The following is an 18,800-nucleotide window of genomic DNA, read 5'->3' on the forward strand; positions in this document are numbered from 1 at the left end:
AATTATTTGCGCGCGTCCGCGTGCATCCGCCTCTCGATTTCGTCGTGCGGCACCTCTTCGATGAACTGCGCCAGTCGCCATGTGAAGCCGAACGGATCGGTGAGCGTGACAACGCGATGCTCGCTGGCTTGTTCCACCAAGCAAAAGGCCGCCGGATCGCTCCGGCGGCCTCTTCGCTTGTTTCGTCATCCCAGCGAAAGCTGGGATCTCATGAGGCCGCGCACGACCGATGGAGACCCCAGCTTTCGCTGGGGTGACGTGTCAGGTTTAGCCGACGATTTCTTCGGGCTTGAAGAAGTAAGCGATTTCGATCGCCGCATTTTCGTCGCTGTCCGAACCGTGAACCGTGTTCGCTTCGATGCTTTCGGCGAGTTCCTTGCGGATCGTGCCGGGAGCGGCGTCCTTGGGGTTGGTCGCACCCATGATGTCGCGGTTCGCCTGCATCGCGTTCTCGCCTTCGAGAACCTGGACGACGACGGGGCCGCTGATCATGAAGTCGACGAGTTCGCCGAAGAAGGGGCGTTCCTTGTGGACCGCGTAGAAGCCTTCGGCCTGTTCGCGGCTCATGTGGATGCGCTTCGACGCGACGACGCGCAGGCCGGCGTCTTCCAGCATCTTGGTGACGGCGCCGGTGATGTTCCGGCGCGTGGCGTCGGGCTTGATGATCGAAAAGGTGCGAGTGACCGCCATGGGGGAAGCTCCTGTGTTATTATGGTCTGCGATGCGCGCGCCTCTAGCGGCGCTTTGGCCGTATCGCAAGGATAGAGCGTGGGCGCGTTACGGCCCTTCGGACCAGCGGCCGTTTTCGTCCTGTTTCCAAAAGCGGTTGTCGACGTCGTCGCGCGCCGCCAGCGTGCGCCAGAGCGCACGCGCGTCGTCGATGCGGCTGTTGTCGAAGAGCAGAAAGGTGCGCTCGAACCCCAGCGCCTCCTCGCGCCATTCGCCATCGGCGAGCGCGACGAGTGTCGCGCGGTTCGGCGGCGACGGATCGAGCGTCCCCGAAATCAGGATCGGCTCGATCTCCTCGTCGGGCGAGCCCGCATGGCCGTGCGGCAGGAAGCTTGCAGGTTGCAGCGTCCACAGCGCCTCATCGATCGCCTGCCGCTGCATCGCGGGCGCGGCGACCACCAGCAGCCGGTCGCCGTTCGCCAATATGCGCGTCGCGAGCGCGGGGAGCACCCGTTCGACCGGGTCGCGGGTCAGCCGGTAAAAGTCGACGCGCGCCATGCTCCCCTGCCCCCTATCCTGCTTTCTGGCTCGCTCAGCCTTCGTGATTGGCGGCGATGTAGCGGTCGAGCAGGCGCACGCCGTAACCCGTCGCGCCCTTCGCCCACACCGGGCCGTCCTTGTCGGCCCATGCCATGCCCGCGATGTCGAGATGCGCCCAGGCGACGCCTTCGCCGACAAAGCGCTTGAGGAACTGTGCCGCGGTGATCGAGCCGCCTTCGCGCGGGCCGATATTCTTCATGTCGGCGATCGGGCTGTCGATCAGCTTGTCGTAGGCGGGCGACAGCGGGAAACGCCACAATTTGTTGTTGCTCGCCTCGCCCGCGGCGAGCAAGTCGGCCGCGAGCGTGTCGTCATTGGCGAAGATGCCGGCATATTCGTGGCCGAGCGAGATCACCATCGCGCCGGTCAAGGTCGCGAGATCGACGATCACCTTGGGATTATAGGCGCTCTGCGCCCAGCTGATCGCGTCACACAGGACGAGGCGGCCCTCGGCGTCGGTGTTGAGCACCTCGACCGTCTGCCCCGACATGGTGGAAACGACGTCGCCGGGGCGCATCGCATTGCCGTCGGGCATATTTTCGACAAGACCGACGACGCCGACGACGTTCGCCTTCGCCTTTCGGCCCGCGATCGCCTTGATCGCGCCCGCGACGGCGCCCGCGCCGCCCATGTCCCACTTCATCATGTCCATGCCCGCGGCGGGCTTGATGCTGATACCGCCGGTGTCGAAGGTCACGCCCTTGCCGACGAAGACGACGGGAGCATCGCCCGGATTGCCGCCGTTCCAGCGCATCGCGAGCAGGCGCGGTGGGCGGGTCGAGCCCTGCGCGACGCCGAGCAGAGCGCCCATGCCGAGCGCCTTCATCTGGCGTTCATCGAGTATTTCGAGTTCGACGCCAAGGTCGGTCAGGTGCTGGCAGCGTTCGACGAACGTCTCCGGATAGAGGATGTTCGGCGGCTCGGCGACGAGCGTCTGGGTGAGCGCGACGCCATCGGCAATCGCCTCATTTTCGGCCCAGCGGCTGGGCAGGTCGCCGTGGGGCGACGCGATCGTCACCGTCTTCAGGCTCGGCTTTGCCGTCTCGGCAAGGCGCGTGCGATAGGTGTCGAGGCGCCAGTTGCGCAGGCGCGCGCCCATTGCGAAGGCGAGGACATCGTCGGCGTCGCTCTGACCCGTGCTGGCGAAATCGACTTGGACCGCGGTCGCGCCGCTCGTCTGCAGCTTTGCCGTCAGCGCCGCGCCGCCGCGCTCGAGATCCTGCTCGCTGCCTTCGCCGATGCCGACGAGCAGCAGGCGCTTCGCCTGGTCGCCGTCGATCGCCGCGGTCTCGGCAATCGCACCCGCGACGCCGTCGAAGCGTGCCTGTGCCGCCGCGGCGCCGAGCAGCGCGCCGAGCGCACCGGCCTCGCCCTTGCGGACCGGAAATGCGACGACGTCGGCAGACGCATCGATTTGCGCGACAAACTGAATGTCCATGCCTTAACTTTCTTATGCGATGATTGATTGGAACGTGGCGGACCGATAGGGGTTTCGCTTGCGAGTTGCAAAAACAAAGCTGCCGGTCCAAGCCGGGTGGACGCTAAATAAGGTGCGGGACAAAGATATCAAAATGAGCTGGGCTTTGTTCCAACAAGCAGCGCGTGCGCGGCCGTTCTGGCTGGCGACGGCGAGCGGCGCGGCCTTGGCCGCTTGCCCCGTGCTGGCCCAGACCGAAGCGAATCCGGCCCAGCCGGAAGAGGTCGTGGGCGAACCCGAGCTGCAGACGCCCGACGTCGTCCCGACAACGACCGACGCCCCCGCGGTCAAGGACGAAGACCAGATCGGTTTCGCCGCCGACAATCTGAATTACGACAGCGACACCGAAGTCGTCGTTGCCGAGGGCAATGTCCAGATGAACCGCGAAGCGGTCGAGATGCGTTCCGACAAGGTCACCTGGAACCGAAAGACGGGCCAGGTCTTTGCCGAGGGCAATGTCGTCATCAAGAACCCCGAAGGCGACACCGCCTATGGCGACAAGATCGAACTGACCGACACGCTGCGCGACGGGGTCGTCGAAAACATGCTCGTCGTGCTCGACAATGGATCGCGGCTCGCCGCGGTCAAGGGCACGCGCTTCGACAACGGCAATATCGAGCTGGAGAACGCCGCCTATACCCCCTGCCCGGTCGAAGATGACGAAGGCTGCCCCAAGAATCCGAGCTGGCAGATTCGCGCCGTTAAGGTGCTGTACGACCGGGCGGAGAACAAGGTCCGCTACAAGGGCGCGCGCGTCGAGATTTTCGGCCTGCCGCTGATCCCGCTTCCAGGCCTCAGCCATTCGATCAACAACGAGCCGAGCAGCGGCATCCTGGTGCCCGAAATCCGGCTCGACCGCAGCAACGGGTTCGAAATCGCGGTTCCCTATTATTTGCGGCTCGCGCCCGACCGCGACATCACGATCACCCCGCACCTCTACACCAGCGCGGCGCCGATGCTGGAAGGCGAGTTCCGCGCGCTGACCGACATCGGATCGTTCCGCATCAACGGCTATGCCACCTATGGCTCGCTCGTCCCGCTGACCGGCGAGGATCCCGACAGCGAAAAGCGCTTCCGCGGCTACCTCGAGAGCGCGGGCAAGTTCCAGTTCGACCCGCATTGGAGCCTGACCTATTCGGGCCGCATCGCGACCGACCGCACCTTCATGCGCCGCTATGACATCAGCCGCGACGACCGGCTGCGCTCGACCTTTGAGCTCGAGCGGATCGGGGGCAATAGCTACCTGTCGATCGCCGGCTGGGCGACGCAGACGCTGCGCCGTAACGACGAACAGGGCCAGCAGCCGATCGCGCTGCCGATCATCGACTATCGCCAGCGGCTTGCCGATCCGATCTTTGGCGGGCAGTTCGAGCTGCAGCTCAACACACTCGCAATCGGCCGCACCGCGGGCCAGGACACGCAGCGTGCCTTTGCCGGCGCGCGCTGGGATTTGCGCGGGCTGACGGGGCTGGGTCAGGAAGTGACGCTGACCGCCTTGGTGCGCGGCGACGTCTATCACAGCGACGAGAATCTGCTGACCGCGATCCCCGGCTACCGCGGAAAATCGGGTTGGCAGGCGCGCGCGATCGCCGCGGTCGCGGCCGACATGCGCTGGCCCTTCATCGGCGAATTCGCGGGCGGCACGCAAACGCTGACCCCGCGCGTCCAGATCGTCGCGACGCCGCCGATCGAAAATATCGACATCCCGAACGAGGATTCGCGCGCGTTCGACCTCGAAGACAGCAATTTGTTCGCGATCAACCGTTTCAACGGCCACGACCGGTTCGAGGACGGCGCGCGCATCACCTATGGTGTCGAATGGAATTACAGCCGGCCGGGCTTCAACATCAGCAGCGTCGTCGGCCAGAGCTATCGCCTGTCGGACAAGCCCGGCCTGTTTCCCGACGGCACCGGTCTGACCGACCGGACGTCGGACATCGTCGGGCGCACCACCGTTGCCTATCGCGATTTTCTGCGCCTGACTCACCGCTACCGGCTCGACAAGGACAATTTCGCGATCCGCCGCAACGAATTCGACGCGACGATCGGCAGCCGCGCGACCTATGCTGTGCTCGGATATTCGCGGCTCAACCGCGACATCCTGCTGCTGGGCGAGGATCTGCAGGACCGCGAGGAGGTACGCGCCGGCGGCCGCGTCGCGTTCGCGAAACACTGGTCGGTGTTCGGGTCGGCAATCGTCGATCTGACGCAGCGAACCGACGATCCGCTCAGCAGCGCCGACGGTTTCGAGCCGATTCGCCACCGTTTGGGCGTCGCCTATGACGATGACTGCCTGTCGATCGCGCTGACCTGGCGCCGCGACTATGCCGACACCGGCGACGCGCGGCGCGGCAACAGCTTCTCGTTCCGCATCGCCTTCCGCAATCTGGGGTTCTGACGGCATTCGCTCAGCCTAGGTTCAGCGTCTGCGGCCTATGTCCCGGCATCAAACGGTCTATTTGGCGGATTGCGCTGGACCATCGGGCGTTTCCGCTGATACGGAGCGTCCGGACTTTCTCGAATAGGGTAAAGATGACCAAATTTTCGACCATGACCGGCCTGATCGCGCTGGCTGCAGTTGGCGTAACGCCCGTGGTGGCCCAGACCGTTGCAGACAGTGACGTTCCGACGACCAGCCTCAACATCCCGGGCAATGTGCAGCTTTTCGGTGACGCCAAGCCGAACGTCTATCGCCCTTCCGCCACGGTGAATGGCGAGATCATTACCGCGACCGATATCGAGCAGCGCATGGCGCTGATCCGCATCGCCAACAACAATGTCGAACTGCCGCCCGAGGAAGTCCAACGGCTGCGCAGCCAGGTGTTCAGCAACCTGATCGACGAAAAACTGCAGATTCAGGAAGCCAAAGCGGCCGAGATCACGATCGACGAGAATGTCGTGAACCAGCAATTCGCCCGCCTCGCCACGCGTTTCAAGCAGACGCCCGAGCAGTTTTCGAGCTATCTTACGTCGAAAGGCTCGTCGGCGGCGGCGGTGAAGCAGCAGATCCGCGGCGAGTTCGCCTGGGACCGCCTGTTGTCGCGTAACATCCAGTCGACGACCAACGTGTCGACCGAAGAGGTCAAGATCGTCGCCGACCAGATGACCGGAACCAAGGGCCAGGACGAGTTCCACCTGGGCGAAATCTATCTGTCGTCGACCCCTGAAACCGCTGCGGCAGTGACCGAAAATGCCAAGAAGATCATCCAGGCGTTGCAGGCCGGCGGCAGCTTTGCCGCCTATGCGCGCCAGTTTTCGGAAGCCTCGACCGCCGTCGTCGGCGGCGATCTGGGCTGGGTAAAGGCCGGACAGCTGCCCGGATCGATGGGCGAAGCGGCAACGCAGATGGCGCCGGGCCAGCTCGTCGGCCCGATCGAGGTGCCGGGCGGGATTTCGATCATGCTGATGATCGACCGGCGGCAGGTGCTGACCGCCGATCCGCGCGACGCGATCCTCAGCCTCAAGCAGATTTCGCTCGATTTCCCGGCGGGCACCACCCCCGCGAAGGCTTCGGAACTGGCGAGCCAGTTTGCCGAAAAGACGCGCGGCATCGCCGGTTGCGGCGCGGCCGACGCGGTGGCGCAGGGCTTGGGCGCCACCGTCGTGTCGCGCGACAATATCGAGATGCGCGCGCTGCCGGCGCCGCTGCAAGCGACGCTCGCCAGTCTGCAGATCGGCCAGACGACGCAGCCCTTTGGCGCCGCGAACGAAGGCGTCAGTGTCCTCGTGCTCTGCGGCCGCGACATGCCGCAAACCGCAACCGCCCCGAACCTCGAGCAGATCGAACAGAAATTGCTGGAAGACAAGGTCAACAAGCGGGCCCAGCGCTATCTGCGCGACCTGCGCCGGGATGCCGTGATCGAATATAGCTGACCCTATGCCTGATTTCAGCAATCGACGGCCGATCGCGGTTACCATGGGTGACCCGGCCGGCGTCGGCCCCGAAGTCGCGGCCCGCGCATGGGCCGCGCGCCGCGAAAACAACCTGCCCCCCTTTGTCGCCATCGGCGACGCGGCGGCGATCACCGCCGTCTGGGACGGCCCTGTTGCGCGCGTCGGCGACATGGACGAGGTGGTGCGGGCGTTTGGCGATGCCCTGCCCGTCTGGCATCTGGAGGACAGCGGCCCGCTGACCCCCGGCGTACCGACCCCGGCGGGGGCGACCTGTGCGCTCCATGCGCTCGAGACCGGGATCGGGCTGACCCGCAACCAGGCGAGTTCGGCGCTCGTCACGGGTTCGGTCTCCAAATATGCGCTCCACGGCATCGGCTATACGCACCCCGGACAGACCGAATTCATCGCCGAACGCTGCGGCGTCACCGCGACCAATGCCGTGATGATGCTGGCGGGGCCAAGCCTGCGCGTCGTCCCGCTCACCGTGCATATTCCGCTCTCCGAAGTGCCCGAGCGGCTGACCGTCGAACTGATCGTCGCCAAGGCGCGGATCGTCGCGCGCGGGCTACGCCGCGATTTCGGAATCGACGCGCCGCGTATCGCGCTCGCCGGCCTCAACCCGCACGCGGGCGAAAGCGGGCAATTGGGCAGCGAAGAAGAGCGCATCATGGTGCCCGCGGTCGCGCAGCTGGCCGAGGAAGGGATCATCGTCGACGGCCCGCTCGCCGCCGACGGGCTGTTCGCACCCGCCATTCGCGCGAACTATGATGCGCTGCTCTGCCCTTATCACGACCAGGCGCTGACCCCGTTCAAGGCGCTGCATTTCCACGACGGCGTCAATCTGACGCTCGGCCTGCCGATCATCCGCACCTCGCCCGACCATGGCACGGCGTTCAATATCGCGGGCACCGGCACCGCCGACCCGGGGCCGACGATCGCGGCGATCGCGATGGCCGCCCAGCTCGCCGCGGCGCGCGAGCGCAGCTACGCGCCGGCGAAGTGACGGCCCGGCCAGCGCCCGAATTGCCGCCGCTGCGCGAGACGGTCCGTGTGCACGGCCTGTCGGCGAGCAAGGCGCTGGGGCAGAATTTCCTGTTCGACGAACAATTGCTCGATCGCATCGCGGCGATCCCCGGTAATCTCGACGGCGCCACGGTGTTCGAGGTTGGTCCCGGTCCCGGCGGCCTGACGCGCGCGCTGCTGCGCGCCGGAGCCAAGGTGATCGCGGTCGAGCGCGACGACCGCTGCTTGCCGTTGCTCGCCGAACTCGGCGAAGCCTTTCCGGGGCAGCTGACGGTAATCGCCGACGATGCGATGGCGGTCGATGTCGACGCGCTGACCGGCGGCGCGCCCTATCATATCGTCGCCAACCTGCCGTATAATGTCGGCACGGCGCTGTTCACGCGCTGGCTGGAGCCCGCGGCCTGGCCGCCGCGCTGGCTGTCGCTGACGCTGATGTTCCAGCTCGAGGTCGCCGAGCGCATCGTCGCGCCGGTTGGGGCGGACGCCTACGGGCGGCTGGCGGTGCTCGCGCAGTGGCGCTCGACCGCGAAGATCGCGATGAAAGTCCACCGGTCGGCCTTCACCCCGCCGCCGAAGGTGATGTCGGCGATCGTCCATGTGACGCCCGCCGGTCAGCCCGACGGCGTCGCCCCGAAATTGCTATCGAAGCTCACCGAAAAGGGATTTGGCCAGCGGCGCAAGATGCTGCGGCAGAGCCTGAAGGGCGTCGAGGGTGCGGTCGCCGCGGCCGAGGCGCTGGGCATCGAACCCACGCGGCGCGCGGAGACGGTCAGCGTTGCCGAATGGGTCGCACTGGCAAGGGCGCTGGGCTAAAACGTCGCCCCTGCGAAGGCAGGGGCCGCTGGAAACTTGTGCAAGGCCGATTGCGGCCCCCGCCTTCGCGGGGGCGACGGTTATTTCCAATGCCGGCGGTCAATTCTTGCTGCTGGTCGTCCCGACAGTTGCGACCACCGGCTTCGGCACCAGCACTTCGGCGGCGACAACGCGCTTCGACGCGCTCGACGCGATCGTCTTTTCGAGCGCCGCAACCTGCGGGCATTTGTCGCTGCACACGCGCTGTGCTTCGGCCAGCTTTTCGCGCGCGAGCTCGAGCGCGCCCTTGTCGGCGAGCGCTTCGCCCTGCCCCGTCAGCGCGACAATGTCGTTGGGTTCGAGGACAAGCGCCTCGCGATAGAGCCCGATCGCCTTGCCCGGCAGCCCCTGCGCGCGGGCGACCTGCGCCAGCGCGATGATCGCCGACCGGTTGCGCGGGTCGGCGGCGAGCGCCGATTCATAAAAACCGATCGCGGTGTCGAGATCGCCGGCGTCCTGCGCCTTGTGACCTTCTTGCTGGAGCGCGATCGAGCGGGGGAAGATGTCGTTATCGGCGCGCTGCGCGTCGGATGCCGTGGGCAGGCTGGCGAGGATCAATCCCGCCGAAAGAGCCAGAAAGCCGACACGCATCGCATTCTCCCATCGCTTCATTGCAGGCGATGCTAACATGGTGCCGTCAGTCGTGCGAGAAAAAATCCGTCGCAGCCGTCGTGTCCCGGAGTCATCAGATACCCCGCCCCCGCGGCGCGCCCGACGCCATCGGGAAGATAGCCGTCGTCGGCCGTCCAGCCCGGATGCCGGTTCAGAAAATCGTCCACCTGTGCCCGCCCCTCGCGCGTGATGATCGAGCAGACAGCATAGAGAAGTTTGCCGCCCGGCGCCACAAGGTCGGCACCGATGTCCATCAGTTTCGCCTGTTCGGCGACATGACGGTCGAGCCGCACGGGGGTCGAGCGCCAGCGCAGTTCGGGGCTCCGCCGCCAGGTGCCGCTGCCCGAACAGGGCGCGTCGACGATGACGCGATCGGCCTTGCCCATCCGGTCGGCGAGCATCGCGCGTTCCTGCCCCGGATTGAGCAGCAGCGTTTCGATCGCGGTTGCCCCGGCGCGGTGCGCGCGTGGCGGCAATTGCTGAAGCCGCGCGCGATTGGTGTCGCAGGCGAGGATCGCGGCTTCGTCATTGGTCACCGAAGCGATCGCGAGCGTCTTGCCGCCGGCGCCGGCGCAGAGATCGATGATCACCTGCCCGGCTTCGGCGCCAAGCGCCGCGGCGGCATATTGGCTCGCGGCGTCCTGTACTTCGAACTGACCCTCGGCGTAGGAGGCGTGCTGGACCGCCGCCGTTTCACCGGGCAGACGCCAGCCATCGGCAAGGCCGGCAATCGCTTCGCCGTCTGGAAAGATCAACGCGAGTTCGTCACGGCTCGAGCGCAGTCGATTGGCGCGCAAGTCGAGCGGCGCGCGCGCCAGCATTGCCTCGCGCTCCGCCTTGCCGACCAGCGGGTCGAAGAGTTTCATGAGCGCGGTGGTGGCGATCCCGGTTTCGGCACGCGGTTCGTCGGCCGAAATGGCCGCCGGGCCATAGGATGCGCCATCGAACAGCGCGGCGAGTTCGGGATCGGCATCGGCAAGCGCGAGCATCGCGGCGCGGCCCGAGACCGGCACCGACCGCACGCTGCGGATCGCATCATAGACATGGTTGCGGATCGCGCGGCGATCCTTCGATCCGGCATAACGGCGCGCGCGCATCGCCTCGGCAAAGATCGCGTCGGCAGGCGCCCCGCCGTCACGCGCGGAGGTGGCGATGGCATCGAGGATTTCGATAGCGGTCTGGACGCGCGCAGCGGGGGTCATAAGTTCAACCTTTCTTCCCCGTCATTGCGAGGAGCGAAGCGACGAAGCCATCCGGTGCGGTACATATCCGCTCTGGATTGTTTCGATGGCTCGCAATGACGACGGGGCAGATTACCCCGCCGGATAGTTCGGTGCTTCGCGCGTGATCGCGACGTCGTGGACATGGCTTTCGCGCAGGCCGGCGTTGGTGATGCGCACGAATTTGGCGCGTTCGCGGAAGTCCTTGAGGGTGCGGCTGCCGGTATAGCCCATCGCGGCCTTCACGCCGCCGACCATCTGGTGGATCACGTCCTTCGCGGGGCCCTTGAACGGCACCTGGCCCTCGATGCCTTCGGGGACCAGCTTCATCTGATCCTTGATGTCCTGCTGGAAATAACGGTCGGCCGAGCCGCGCGCCATCGCGCCGACGCTGCCCATGCCGCGGTAGCTTTTGTAAGTGCGGCCCTGATAGAGGAAGGTCTCGCCCGGCGCCTCGGCGGTGCCCGCGAGCATCGATCCGACCATCACGCTCGACGCGCCCGCGGCCAGAGCCTTGGCGATGTCGCCCGACGCGCGCAGGCCGCCGTCGGCGATTACCGGGACGCCCAACTTCGACGCCGCTTCGACGCTGTCGAGGATCGCGGTGAGCTGCGGCACGCCGACACCCGCGACGATACGCGTGGTGCAGATCGATCCCGGGCCGATGCCGACCTTCACCCCGTCGGCGCCCGCATCGATCAGCGCGCGCGTCGCATCGCCGGTGGCGACATTACCCGCCAGGATCTGGACGCGGTTCGACAGCTTCTTGATCGCCTCGACCGTCTGGCCGACCATCTTGCTGTGGCCGTGCGCGGTATCGACCACGATCAGATCGCATTCGGCGTCGAGCAAGGCTTCGGCGCGTTCGATCCCCGTCGGGCCGGTGTTGGTCGCTGCCGCAACGCGCAGGCGGCCGCTGGCATCCTTGGTCGCCTCGGGGAAATTGACCGCCTTTTCCATATCCTTGACGGTGATCAGGCCAATGCAGCGATAATCATCGTCGACGACGAGCAGCTTTTCGATGCGGCGCTGGTGCAGCAGCTTGCGCGCCTCGTCCTGCCCGACACCGGGGCGCACGGTCGCAAGATTTTCGGCGGTCATCAGTTCACGCACCGGCTGGCCCGGATTGTCAGCGAAGCGGACGTCGCGGTTGGTGAGGATGCCGACAAGCTTGCCGCCGGTCTCGACGACGGGGATGCCCGAGATGCGATGCTGGTCCATCAGCGCGATCGCATAGGACAGCGGCGCATCGGGGGTGATGGTGATCGGATTGACGATCATCCCGCTTTCGAAGCGCTTGACCTGACGCACCGCCGCCGCCTGTTCCTCGATCGTCAGATTGCGGTGGAGGACGCCGATGCCGCCGATCTGCGCCATCAGGATCGCCATGTCGGCCTCGGTCACCGTGTCCATCGCCGACGACAGGATCGGGATGTTGAGGCTGATTTCGCTCGTGAGCTGGGTCGACAGGTTCGCGTCCGACGGCAGGATATCCGACGCGCCGGGCACCAGCAGCACATCGTCGAAGGTCAGGCCGGTGATGATTTCCATGGGTGCCACTTTCTGGTGCGGGCGGCGCCTGTCCCGGTTTTCGGGGCGGCACGCGCGATTCGTTTGGTGGCGGCCCATGTAACCAGTCGCGCGCGGGCGCGCCAGTGGGTGACGAACGATTATTTCGCGTGGCGCGGGATCATTGGCGGAGACACGGGAACGGGAGCCAGCAGTCACCGAAATGTAACCGGTTGCATTGCCTCGAACCGCTCGTTAGACCGCTGCGCATAACATAGTTTCGGCGAAGAGGATATTCCGGATGAACCTGCCCAGCCAGGCGACCACCCATAGCGGCGGTCGCTCGAATGCCATGGCGGCCTTTGCCGCGGTGACCGTGCTTTTCTTCGCCTGGGGCTTCATCACGTCGCTGATCGATCCGCTCGTCGCCGCGGTGAAGGGCATCTTCACATTGAGCGACGCCGAGGCGCAGCTTTCGGCGTCGGCCTTCTTCATCGCCTATGGCCTGATGTCCTTTCCTGCCGCCGCGCTGATCGCACGCTTCCATTCGGTGCCGTCGATCCTGACCGCGCTCTCGACGATGGTCGTCGGCTGCTTTGTCATGCTCGCGGCGGCAAACCTCGCCATTTACCCGCTTGTCCTTGCCGGGCTCTTCATTCTCGCGAGCGGCATCACGATCCTGCAGGTCGCGGCGAACCCGCTCGCGGCGGCGCTGGGCGATCCGAAACGCAGCCATTTCCGCCTGACCTTCAGCCAGACGTTCAACAGCTTCGGCACCTTCCTCGGCCCGCTGATCGGCGCGCACCTGTTCCTTGAGGGCGTCGAGGTCAAGGAGGGCACGGTAGTCACCGAAGCGGTGCGCGCGCAGGCGCTCGCCGGGATCGATTCGGCCTATTTCTGGATTTGCGGGCTGATCGTCGCGCTCCTGCTGTTCTTCTGGGTCAGCCGCCGCATCGTCAACGAAGCAGTGCCGCCCGCACCGATCGGCGAGCGCGCCGGAATGGGCGAATTGATCCGCGAAGCCTTTTCGTCACGCTGGGCGCTGCTCGGGGGCCTCGCGATCTTCCTCTATGTCGGCGCCGAGGTTGCGATCGGCACGCAGATGGCGCTGTTCCTCAACAGCGACGCGATCTGGGGGCAGTCGGACGCCGCCTTCGGCACCTTCGGCTGGATCATGGGCAATGACGGCGTCCCCGGCGTTTCGCTGCAGGAGGCCGGAAAAGCCGTCGCGCTGTACTGGGGCGGCGCGATGGTCGGCCGCGCGATCGGATCGGTGCTGCTCGCACGCTTCTCGGCATCGAAGATGCTCGTGGCGTTCACCGCCATCGCCGCGCTGCTCTGCCTCTATATCGTCCTTGTCGGCGGCGTGACGGCGGGCTTCGTGGTGCTGTCGATCGGCCTTTTCAATTCGATCATGTTCCCGGTGATCTTCACCCTGACGCTCGAACGCTCGACGGCGCGCGCCGAGGCGACGTCGGGGCTGCTCTGCACCGCGATCGTCGGCGGGGCGGTGATTCCTTATTTCATCGGCCTGCTGTCGGGCGCGGTCGGCTATTCCGCCGCGCTGATCCTGCCCGCCGCCTGCTATGTCGCACTGTGCGTCTTCGCCATCGCCGCCGGACGGGCCCCGGCCCGGCAGGCGAGCGCGGGCGTGACCGTTCACTGAGGTCTTAGGGACGAGGAGGCCATGGCCGGACTGTCGATCCGTGACGCGCGCAAGAACTTCGGCGCCACCGAGGTGCTGAAAGGCGTGTCGATCGACGTCGCCGACGGCGAGTTCACGGTGATCGTCGGCCCGTCGGGATGCGGCAAATCGACGCTGTTGCGGGCCGTGGCGGGGCTCGAAGAGCTGACCGGCGGCAGCATCGTCATCGGCGACCGCGACGTGACGACCTTGCCGCCGTCGGAGCGCGGCATCGCGATGGTATTCCAATCCTATGCGCTTTACCCGCACCTGACGGTCCGCGAGAATATGGCGTTCGGGCTGAAGATCGCGAAGGCGTCGAAGACCGAGATCGACGCTGCGGTGCGCCGCGCGGCGGAAATATTGAACATCGAGGCGCTGCTCGATCGCAAGCCCGCAGCACTATCAGGCGGGCAGCGACAGCGCGTCGCGATCGGCCGCGCGATCGTGCGCCAGCCGCAGATTTTCCTCTTCGACGAGCCCTTGTCGAACCTCGACGCCGATTTGCGCGTGCGGATGCGCTACGAATTCGCGAGCCTGCACCGACAGCTCGGTACGACGACGCTCTACGTCACGCACGATCAGGTCGAGGCGATGACGCTCGCCGACCGGATCATCGTGCTGCGCGACGGACGGATCGAGCAGGTCGGCACGCCCCGCGAACTCTATGAACGGCCCGCGAACATCTTCGTCGCGCAATTCCTCGGCACGCCGCGCATGAACATCCTGCCAGCTACGGTGGCCGAGGATGGTCGCGCAACGCTGGGAGACGGGCGCAGCATTGCCCTACCCCCGCTCGCGGCGGCGCTGACGGCCGGAACGCCGCTCTCGATCGGTATCCGGCCCGAAGACATCGCGATCGGCGACGCGCCGGACGCGCTGCCTTTCACGATCCGTTTCATCGAGCGGCTCGGCGGGCTCGCGACACTGCATCTCGGCGGACGCGAAGGCGGCGAGCCGATCGCTTGCCAGCTGCGCGACGACGGCAGCCTCGGCGAAGGCGACACCGTGGCCGCGTCCTTTTCACCCGGGCATTTGCATCTGTTCGACGCCGAAGGCCAAGCGTTAGGAAAGGCGAGGGAATGACCTTGCATTTCGCCTGTGTAACCGGTTACGTTGTGAACGTTTCCGCGCCCGGCGAAAGAAGAAGAGCGGAGTCGCAAAGGCGACCCGGCGCCATATGAGGGAAAGGGGGCCAACAACATGGCTACATTGAGGGACGTCGCCCGCGAAGCGGGGGTTTCGGTGGCGACGGCATCGCGGGCAATCAACGGGCTCGGCAATGTGACGGCACCAACAAAGGCCGCGGTGATGGCGGCGGTCAAGAAGCTGAACTTCGTCCCGCACAGCGGCGCGCGCAGCCTGACGCGGCGCAAGACCGATACCGTTGGCGTCATCCTGCCCGACCTGTTCGGCGAATTCTTCTCCGAAATCATCCGCGGCATCGACCTGGTGGCGCATGAATCGGGCATGCACCTGCTTCTCGGCAACATGCACGGCAGCACGCACGAGACCGCCGCCGCGATCGCGGCGATGCGCGGCCGCGTCGACGGGCTGCTCGTGATGCCGCCCGACCTGAAGCCCGAACTGCTGTCCGACTATCTCGACCCCGCTCTCCCCACGGTATTGCTCAATTATGACGCGGGCTCGCTCGACCTGCCCTTTGTGGCGGTCGACAATTATCGCGGCGCCTATGCGATGACCGAGGCGCTGCTGGCGCGCGGCATGCGGCAGATCGTCCATATCGCGGGGCCAAAGCACAACCGCGACGCGCGCGACCGCCAGCGCGGCTTTGTCGACGCGATGGCGAAGATCGCCAAGATTTCGAATCCCGCGATCCTGCCCGGCGATTTTTCGGAGGAGAGCGGCGCGCAGGCTGGCCGGTTGCTAGTGCAGGGCCAATTGCCCGCCGATGCCGTCTTTGCCGCGAACGACCAGATGGCGGTCGGGCTGATGGCGGAGCTTGCCAATGCGGGCATGTCGGTTCCCGGCAACGTGTTGGTGGCGGGGTTCGACGACATCCCGCTCGCGCGCCACCTTAATCCCTCGCTGACGACGATGCAGGTCAAGATCGATCGGCTGGGATCGACCGCAATGATGATGTTGCTGCGCATCCTTCGCGGCGAAACACTGGGAAGCGCGAGCGCGATGATCCTGACCCCGACGCTCGTTGCGCGCGGCACGACGGGCGGGGCGGCAACGCCGGCGAGCGTCGCCGCGGCGGGAGCCTTGCCGACATGACGCAACCGGCGCAGCCATGCCTATGCAGCTGACGCGGCGCCATCTGACCGGCGCGCTCGCGGCGCTGCCCCTTGCTTCGCTGCTGACCGGCTGCGGCGCGCGCGGCGATGCCGCGCTGACCGTCTGGGCGATGGGCAATGAGGCCGCGAGCCTGCCCGAACTGCTGAAAACGATCAATTGGCCCGCGGGCGCGCCGCCGATCACCATCCAGCCGCTACCCTGGACCGCCGCGCACGAAAAATTGCTCACCGGCTTTGCGGGCGGGTCGCTGCCCACAGTGGGCCAGGTCGGCAACAGCTGGATCGCCGAACTGGCCGCGATCGGCGCGATCGCGCCGGTTCCCGATCGCGCGCTGGGGCTGCTCGACGACCAGTTCGGCGCGGTGGTCGAAACCAACCGCATCGCGGGGCTGGCGTGGGCGGTCCCCTGGTATGTCGACACGCGGCTGCAATATTACCGCAAGGATCTGTTCGCACGCGCCGGATATGATGCGCCGCCGGCGGACTGGGCCGGGTGGAAGACGGCGTTGCACAAGGTGAAGCGCCAGGCCGGCACGGGCAATTACGCGCTGCTCTATCCGCTCAACGAATATGAGCAGCTCACGACGCTCGCGCTGTCGGCGGGGGCACGGATGCTGCGCGACGACGGCGCACGTGGCGCTTTTTCGGACCCCGCGTTCAAGGCCGCGCTGGCATTCTACAAATCCTTGTTCGACGAGGGGCTGGCACCGCTGGCCTCATCGGCCCAGATTTCGAATGTGTGGAACGAGTTTGCCAAGGGCTATTTCAGCCTGTTCCTGTCGGGCCCGTGGACGATCGGCGATATGAAGTCCCGCCTCGCCCCCGCGATGCAGGGCAATTGGGCGACCGCGCCGAACCCCGGCCCCACCGGCATCGGATCGGCGGCACCGGGCGGATCGAGCCTCGTCGTATTCGCGGGTAACGATCAAGGCGATGCGGCGTGGGATCTGGTGTCGCGGCTGATGGCGCCCGCCGCGCAGCTCAAATTCCAGCAACTCACCGGCGACCTCCCCGCGCGGCGGTCGGTGTGGGCGCAAGCGGGGCTTGCGGACGACCCGATCGTCGTCCCCTTCGCAACGCAGCTCGACCGTGCGACCCCGCTACCCAAGGTGCCCGAATGGGAGCGCATCGTCACCGAGATGCAGGTCGTCGCTGAACGTATGGTGCGCGGCCAGTATAGCGTCGACGAAGCCGCAAAGGAGATCGACGTCCGCGCCGACCGCCTGCTCGAAAAGCGGCGCTGGATGCTGGAGAAAGGCCGTGCGCGGTGAGCGCCGCCGGGCGAGCGAGCGAAGCGCGTGCAGGCTGGGCGATGTCGTCGCCGGCGCTTGCGGCCATCATCCTGTTCTTTGTCCTGCCGGCGATCGCGTCGCTGCTCCTGAGCTTCACCGATTTCGACATCTATGCGCTCGCCCATATCGGCAATCTGCGCTTCGTCGGCTTCGACAATTACGAAAGGCTGCTCGGCAACCCGCTGTTCTGGAAAGCGGTGACGAATACGCTGCTGTTCGTGGGATTCGGCGTGCCCTTCATTGTCGCGCTCTCGCTGTTCGCTGCGATGCTGGTCAATTCGCGCTGGCTCAAATGGCGGCCGGTGTGGCGCGTCGCGCTGTTCGCGCCCTATGTCACGACGCTCGTCGCGACCGCGGTCGTTTGGCGCTATCTGCTTCACACGCGATACGGCCTCGTCAATTACCTGCTGTCGCTGTTCGGCATTGGGCCGATCGACTGGCTGGGCGATCCGCATGCGTCCCTGCCCGCGATCCTGATCTTCGTCGGGTGGAAGACCTTCGGCTATAATATGATCATCTTCCTCGCCGCGCTGCAGACGGTGCCGCGCGAGCTCGACGAGGCGGCGCGGATCGATGGCGCGGGATGGTTCACGCGCCTCCGCCATGTCACCCTGCCTGCAATTGCCCCCACTCTCCTGCTGGTGTCGGTGCTGACCGTCGCGGGGATGTTCCAGCTGTTCGCCGAGCCCTATGTGATGACGCAGGGCGGCCCCGCCCAGTCGACCGTCACCATCCTCTATTTCATGTATGAGGAAGGGTTCAAATGGTGGAACCTCGGGTCGGGCGCGGCGGTCGCCTTCCTGCTGTTCCTCTGCATCCTTGCGGTGACGCTCGTGCAGTTGCGGCTGGCCAAGCGGAGCGGCGCAATATGAGCCTGCGCCGCTGGTCCGTCACCCTGCTCGCCGCAATCGCCGCGCTGCTGACGATCGCGCCCTTGCTGTGGATGCTCTCGGTCAGCTTCATGGCGCGCGGCGAGGCGTCGCAGTTCCCGCCGCCCTTGCTGCCCAGCGACCCCGGCCTCGACAATTACCGGATGTTGTTCGGCACCTTCGGCATCGGCCGCTTCCTGCTGAACAGTCTGCTGATCTCGACGCTCGCGACCGCACTCGCGCTGCTCTTCACGATCCCTGCGGGTTACGCATTCGCCAAGCTGCGCTTCAAGGGCCGCGATGCGACCTTCCGCCTGCTCGTCGCGGCGCTCGTCGTGCCGGGGCAGATCGGGATGTTGCCACTCTTCCTCGAACTCAAGGCGATGGGGCTGGTCAACAGCTATGCCGGCGCGCTGGTGCCGTGGCTCGCGGGGATTTTCGGCATCTTCCTCGTCCGCCAATATTGCCTGTCGATCCCCGACGAGATGCTCGAGGCGGCGCGCATCGACGGCGCGAGCGAAGTGCAAATCCTCCGCCGCATCGTGCTGCCGATCCTGACGCCGATCGTCGTCACGCTCGCGCTGTTCGTGTTTCTCGGCAGCTGGAACGACTTCATGTGGCCGCTGATCATCCTCGCCGATCAGGATCTCTACACGCTGCCCGTCGCGCTCGCCGCGATGAGCCGCCAGCATGTGCAGGACAATGAGCTGATGATGGCGGGCGCGGTCGTCACCACCCTGCCCGTGCTCATCCTCTTCCTCGCGCTCCAGCGTTTTTACCTGAGCGGCCTCCTGACCGGGAGCGTCAAGGGATGACCCTTTCAACCAAGGACAGATGC

General features: G+C 66.1%; 17 protein-coding genes. 10 read left to right on the forward strand and 7 right to left on the reverse strand.

Annotated elements, in window-relative coordinates; genetic code table 11:
- Positions 1–2 precede the first annotated feature (2 nt).
- From ACTJI5_RS19880 to ACTJI5_RS19895, 4 genes are all read right to left on the reverse strand, one after another.
- The gene (locus ACTJI5_RS19880; RefSeq protein ID WP_440861520.1) at positions 3–137 is read right to left on the reverse strand and encodes a hypothetical protein; all 135 of its coding nucleotides are present in this window, start codon (positions 135–137) and stop codon (positions 3–5) included.
- Positions 138–267: 130 nt separating this feature from the next.
- The gene (ndk, locus tag ACTJI5_RS19885) at positions 268–690 is read right to left on the reverse strand and encodes a nucleoside-diphosphate kinase (protein ID WP_037518700.1); all 423 of its coding nucleotides are present in this window, start codon (positions 688–690) and stop codon (positions 268–270) included.
- An 87-nt stretch (positions 691–777) separates the two neighbouring features.
- On the reverse strand, positions 778–1,227 hold the full coding sequence (locus ACTJI5_RS19890; protein WP_440861521.1) for a DNA polymerase III subunit chi: 450 nt from the start codon (positions 1,225–1,227) through the stop codon (positions 778–780).
- Positions 1,228–1,261: 34 nt separating this feature from the next.
- A complete protein-coding gene (locus ACTJI5_RS19895) occupies positions 1,262–2,707 on the reverse strand; it encodes a leucyl aminopeptidase (protein WP_310256447.1) in 1,446 nt (481 codons plus the stop codon).
- A gap of 133 nt (positions 2,708–2,840) precedes the next feature.
- On the opposite strand from ACTJI5_RS19895, the gene ACTJI5_RS19900 reads away from it, so the two are divergent.
- From ACTJI5_RS19900 to rsmA, 4 genes are all read left to right on the forward strand, one after another.
- The gene (locus tag ACTJI5_RS19900) at positions 2,841–5,144 is read left to right on the forward strand and encodes an LPS-assembly protein LptD (protein ID WP_440861522.1); all 2,304 of its coding nucleotides are present in this window, start codon (positions 2,841–2,843) and stop codon (positions 5,142–5,144) included.
- Positions 5,145–5,278: 134 nt separating this feature from the next.
- The gene (locus tag ACTJI5_RS19905) at positions 5,279–6,619 is read left to right on the forward strand and encodes a peptidylprolyl isomerase (protein WP_058536064.1); all 1,341 of its coding nucleotides are present in this window, start codon (positions 5,279–5,281) and stop codon (positions 6,617–6,619) included.
- A gap of 4 nt (positions 6,620–6,623) precedes the next feature.
- Entirely contained in the window at positions 6,624–7,643 is a 1,020-nt protein-coding gene (gene pdxA, locus ACTJI5_RS19910; RefSeq protein WP_058536063.1) for a 4-hydroxythreonine-4-phosphate dehydrogenase PdxA, read from the forward strand.
- A gap of 20 nt (positions 7,644–7,663) precedes the next feature.
- A complete protein-coding gene (gene rsmA / locus ACTJI5_RS19915; protein WP_440861565.1) occupies positions 7,664–8,476 on the forward strand; it encodes a 16S rRNA (adenine(1518)-N(6)/adenine(1519)-N(6))-dimethyltransferase RsmA in 813 nt (270 codons plus the stop codon).
- Positions 8,477–8,575: 99 nt separating this feature from the next.
- Here the strand turns inward: rsmA and ACTJI5_RS19920 are convergent, their stop codons facing one another.
- The 3 genes from ACTJI5_RS19920 to guaB form a co-directional block, all read right to left on the reverse strand.
- On the reverse strand, positions 8,576–9,106 hold the full coding sequence (locus ACTJI5_RS19920) for a tetratricopeptide repeat protein (RefSeq protein ID WP_310256456.1): 531 nt from the start codon (positions 9,104–9,106) through the stop codon (positions 8,576–8,578).
- A gap of 32 nt (positions 9,107–9,138) precedes the next feature.
- Positions 9,139–10,329, reverse strand: coding sequence for an RsmB/NOP family class I SAM-dependent RNA methyltransferase (locus tag ACTJI5_RS19925; protein WP_440861523.1), 1,191 nt, complete (start codon positions 10,327–10,329; stop codon positions 9,139–9,141).
- 111 nt (positions 10,330–10,440) lie between these two features.
- Complete coding sequence (guaB, locus tag ACTJI5_RS19930) at positions 10,441–11,898, reverse strand: IMP dehydrogenase (RefSeq protein ID WP_440861524.1); 1,458 nt, start codon at positions 11,896–11,898, stop codon at positions 10,441–10,443.
- Between the two features lie 259 nt (positions 11,899–12,157).
- Between guaB and ACTJI5_RS19935 the strand changes: the two genes are divergently transcribed.
- The 6 genes from ACTJI5_RS19935 (at position 12,158) to ACTJI5_RS19960 (ending at position 18,777) form a co-directional block, all read left to right on the forward strand.
- On the forward strand, positions 12,158–13,522 hold the full coding sequence (locus ACTJI5_RS19935; RefSeq protein ID WP_440861525.1) for an MFS transporter: 1,365 nt from the start codon (positions 12,158–12,160) through the stop codon (positions 13,520–13,522).
- Positions 13,523–13,543: 21 nt separating this feature from the next.
- Complete coding sequence (locus ACTJI5_RS19940; RefSeq protein WP_440861526.1) at positions 13,544–14,626, forward strand: ABC transporter ATP-binding protein; 1,083 nt, start codon at positions 13,544–13,546, stop codon at positions 14,624–14,626.
- A 117-nt stretch (positions 14,627–14,743) separates the two neighbouring features.
- A complete protein-coding gene (locus ACTJI5_RS19945; RefSeq protein ID WP_440861527.1) occupies positions 14,744–15,781 on the forward strand; it encodes a LacI family DNA-binding transcriptional regulator in 1,038 nt (345 codons plus the stop codon).
- A gap of 16 nt (positions 15,782–15,797) precedes the next feature.
- Positions 15,798–17,072: an extracellular solute-binding protein gene (locus ACTJI5_RS19950; protein WP_440861528.1), complete on the forward strand. Its 1,275-nt coding sequence runs from the start codon at positions 15,798–15,800 to the stop codon at positions 17,070–17,072.
- Positions 17,069–17,965 (forward strand): carbohydrate ABC transporter permease, encoded by an 897-nt coding sequence (locus tag ACTJI5_RS19955; RefSeq protein ID WP_440861529.1) that lies wholly within the window; start codon positions 17,069–17,071, stop codon positions 17,963–17,965. Before ACTJI5_RS19950 ends, ACTJI5_RS19955 begins: the two co-directional genes overlap by 4 nt.
- Positions 17,962–18,777 carry a carbohydrate ABC transporter permease gene (locus ACTJI5_RS19960; RefSeq protein ID WP_440861530.1) on the forward strand — a complete coding sequence of 272 codons (816 nt, stop codon included), beginning with the start codon at positions 17,962–17,964 and terminating at the stop codon, positions 18,775–18,777. The genes ACTJI5_RS19955 and ACTJI5_RS19960 overlap by 4 nt, the downstream gene beginning before the upstream one ends.
- Positions 18,778–18,800: the final 23 nt, after the last annotated feature.

This window comes from Sphingopyxis sp. 22461 (assembly GCF_052044915.1).
GTDB lineage: Bacteria > Pseudomonadota > Alphaproteobacteria > Sphingomonadales > Sphingomonadaceae > Sphingopyxis.

Coding starts and splice junctions, on each gene's coding strand:
- pdxA (WP_058536063.1), top strand. CDS start 6,624: ATGCCTGATTTCAGCAATCGACGGCCGATCGCGGTTACCATGGGTGAC.
- ACTJI5_RS19935 (WP_440861525.1), top strand. CDS start 12,158: ATGAACCTGCCCAGCCAGGCGACCACCCATAGCGGCGGTCGCTCGAAT.
- ndk (WP_037518700.1), bottom strand. CDS start 690: ATGGCGGTCACTCGCACCTTTTCGATCATCAAGCCCGACGCCACGCGC.
- guaB (WP_440861524.1), bottom strand. CDS start 11,898: ATGGAAATCATCACCGGCCTGACCTTCGACGATGTGCTGCTGGTGCCC.
- ACTJI5_RS19945 (WP_440861527.1), top strand. CDS start 14,744: ATGGCTACATTGAGGGACGTCGCCCGCGAAGCGGGGGTTTCGGTGGCG.
- ACTJI5_RS19950 (WP_440861528.1), top strand. CDS start 15,798: ATGCCTATGCAGCTGACGCGGCGCCATCTGACCGGCGCGCTCGCGGCG.
- ACTJI5_RS19925 (WP_440861523.1), bottom strand. CDS start 10,329: ATGACCCCCGCTGCGCGCGTCCAGACCGCTATCGAAATCCTCGATGCC.
- ACTJI5_RS19940 (WP_440861526.1), top strand. CDS start 13,544: ATGGCCGGACTGTCGATCCGTGACGCGCGCAAGAACTTCGGCGCCACC.
- ACTJI5_RS19890 (WP_440861521.1), bottom strand. CDS start 1,227: ATGGCGCGCGTCGACTTTTACCGGCTGACCCGCGACCCGGTCGAACGG.
- ACTJI5_RS19905 (WP_058536064.1), top strand. CDS start 5,279: ATGACCAAATTTTCGACCATGACCGGCCTGATCGCGCTGGCTGCAGTT.
- ACTJI5_RS19900 (WP_440861522.1), top strand. CDS start 2,841: ATGAGCTGGGCTTTGTTCCAACAAGCAGCGCGTGCGCGGCCGTTCTGG.
- ACTJI5_RS19960 (WP_440861530.1), top strand. CDS start 17,962: ATGAGCCTGCGCCGCTGGTCCGTCACCCTGCTCGCCGCAATCGCCGCG.
- ACTJI5_RS19895 (WP_310256447.1), bottom strand. CDS start 2,707: ATGGACATTCAGTTTGTCGCGCAAATCGATGCGTCTGCCGACGTCGTC.
- ACTJI5_RS19920 (WP_310256456.1), bottom strand. CDS start 9,106: ATGCGTGTCGGCTTTCTGGCTCTTTCGGCGGGATTGATCCTCGCCAGC.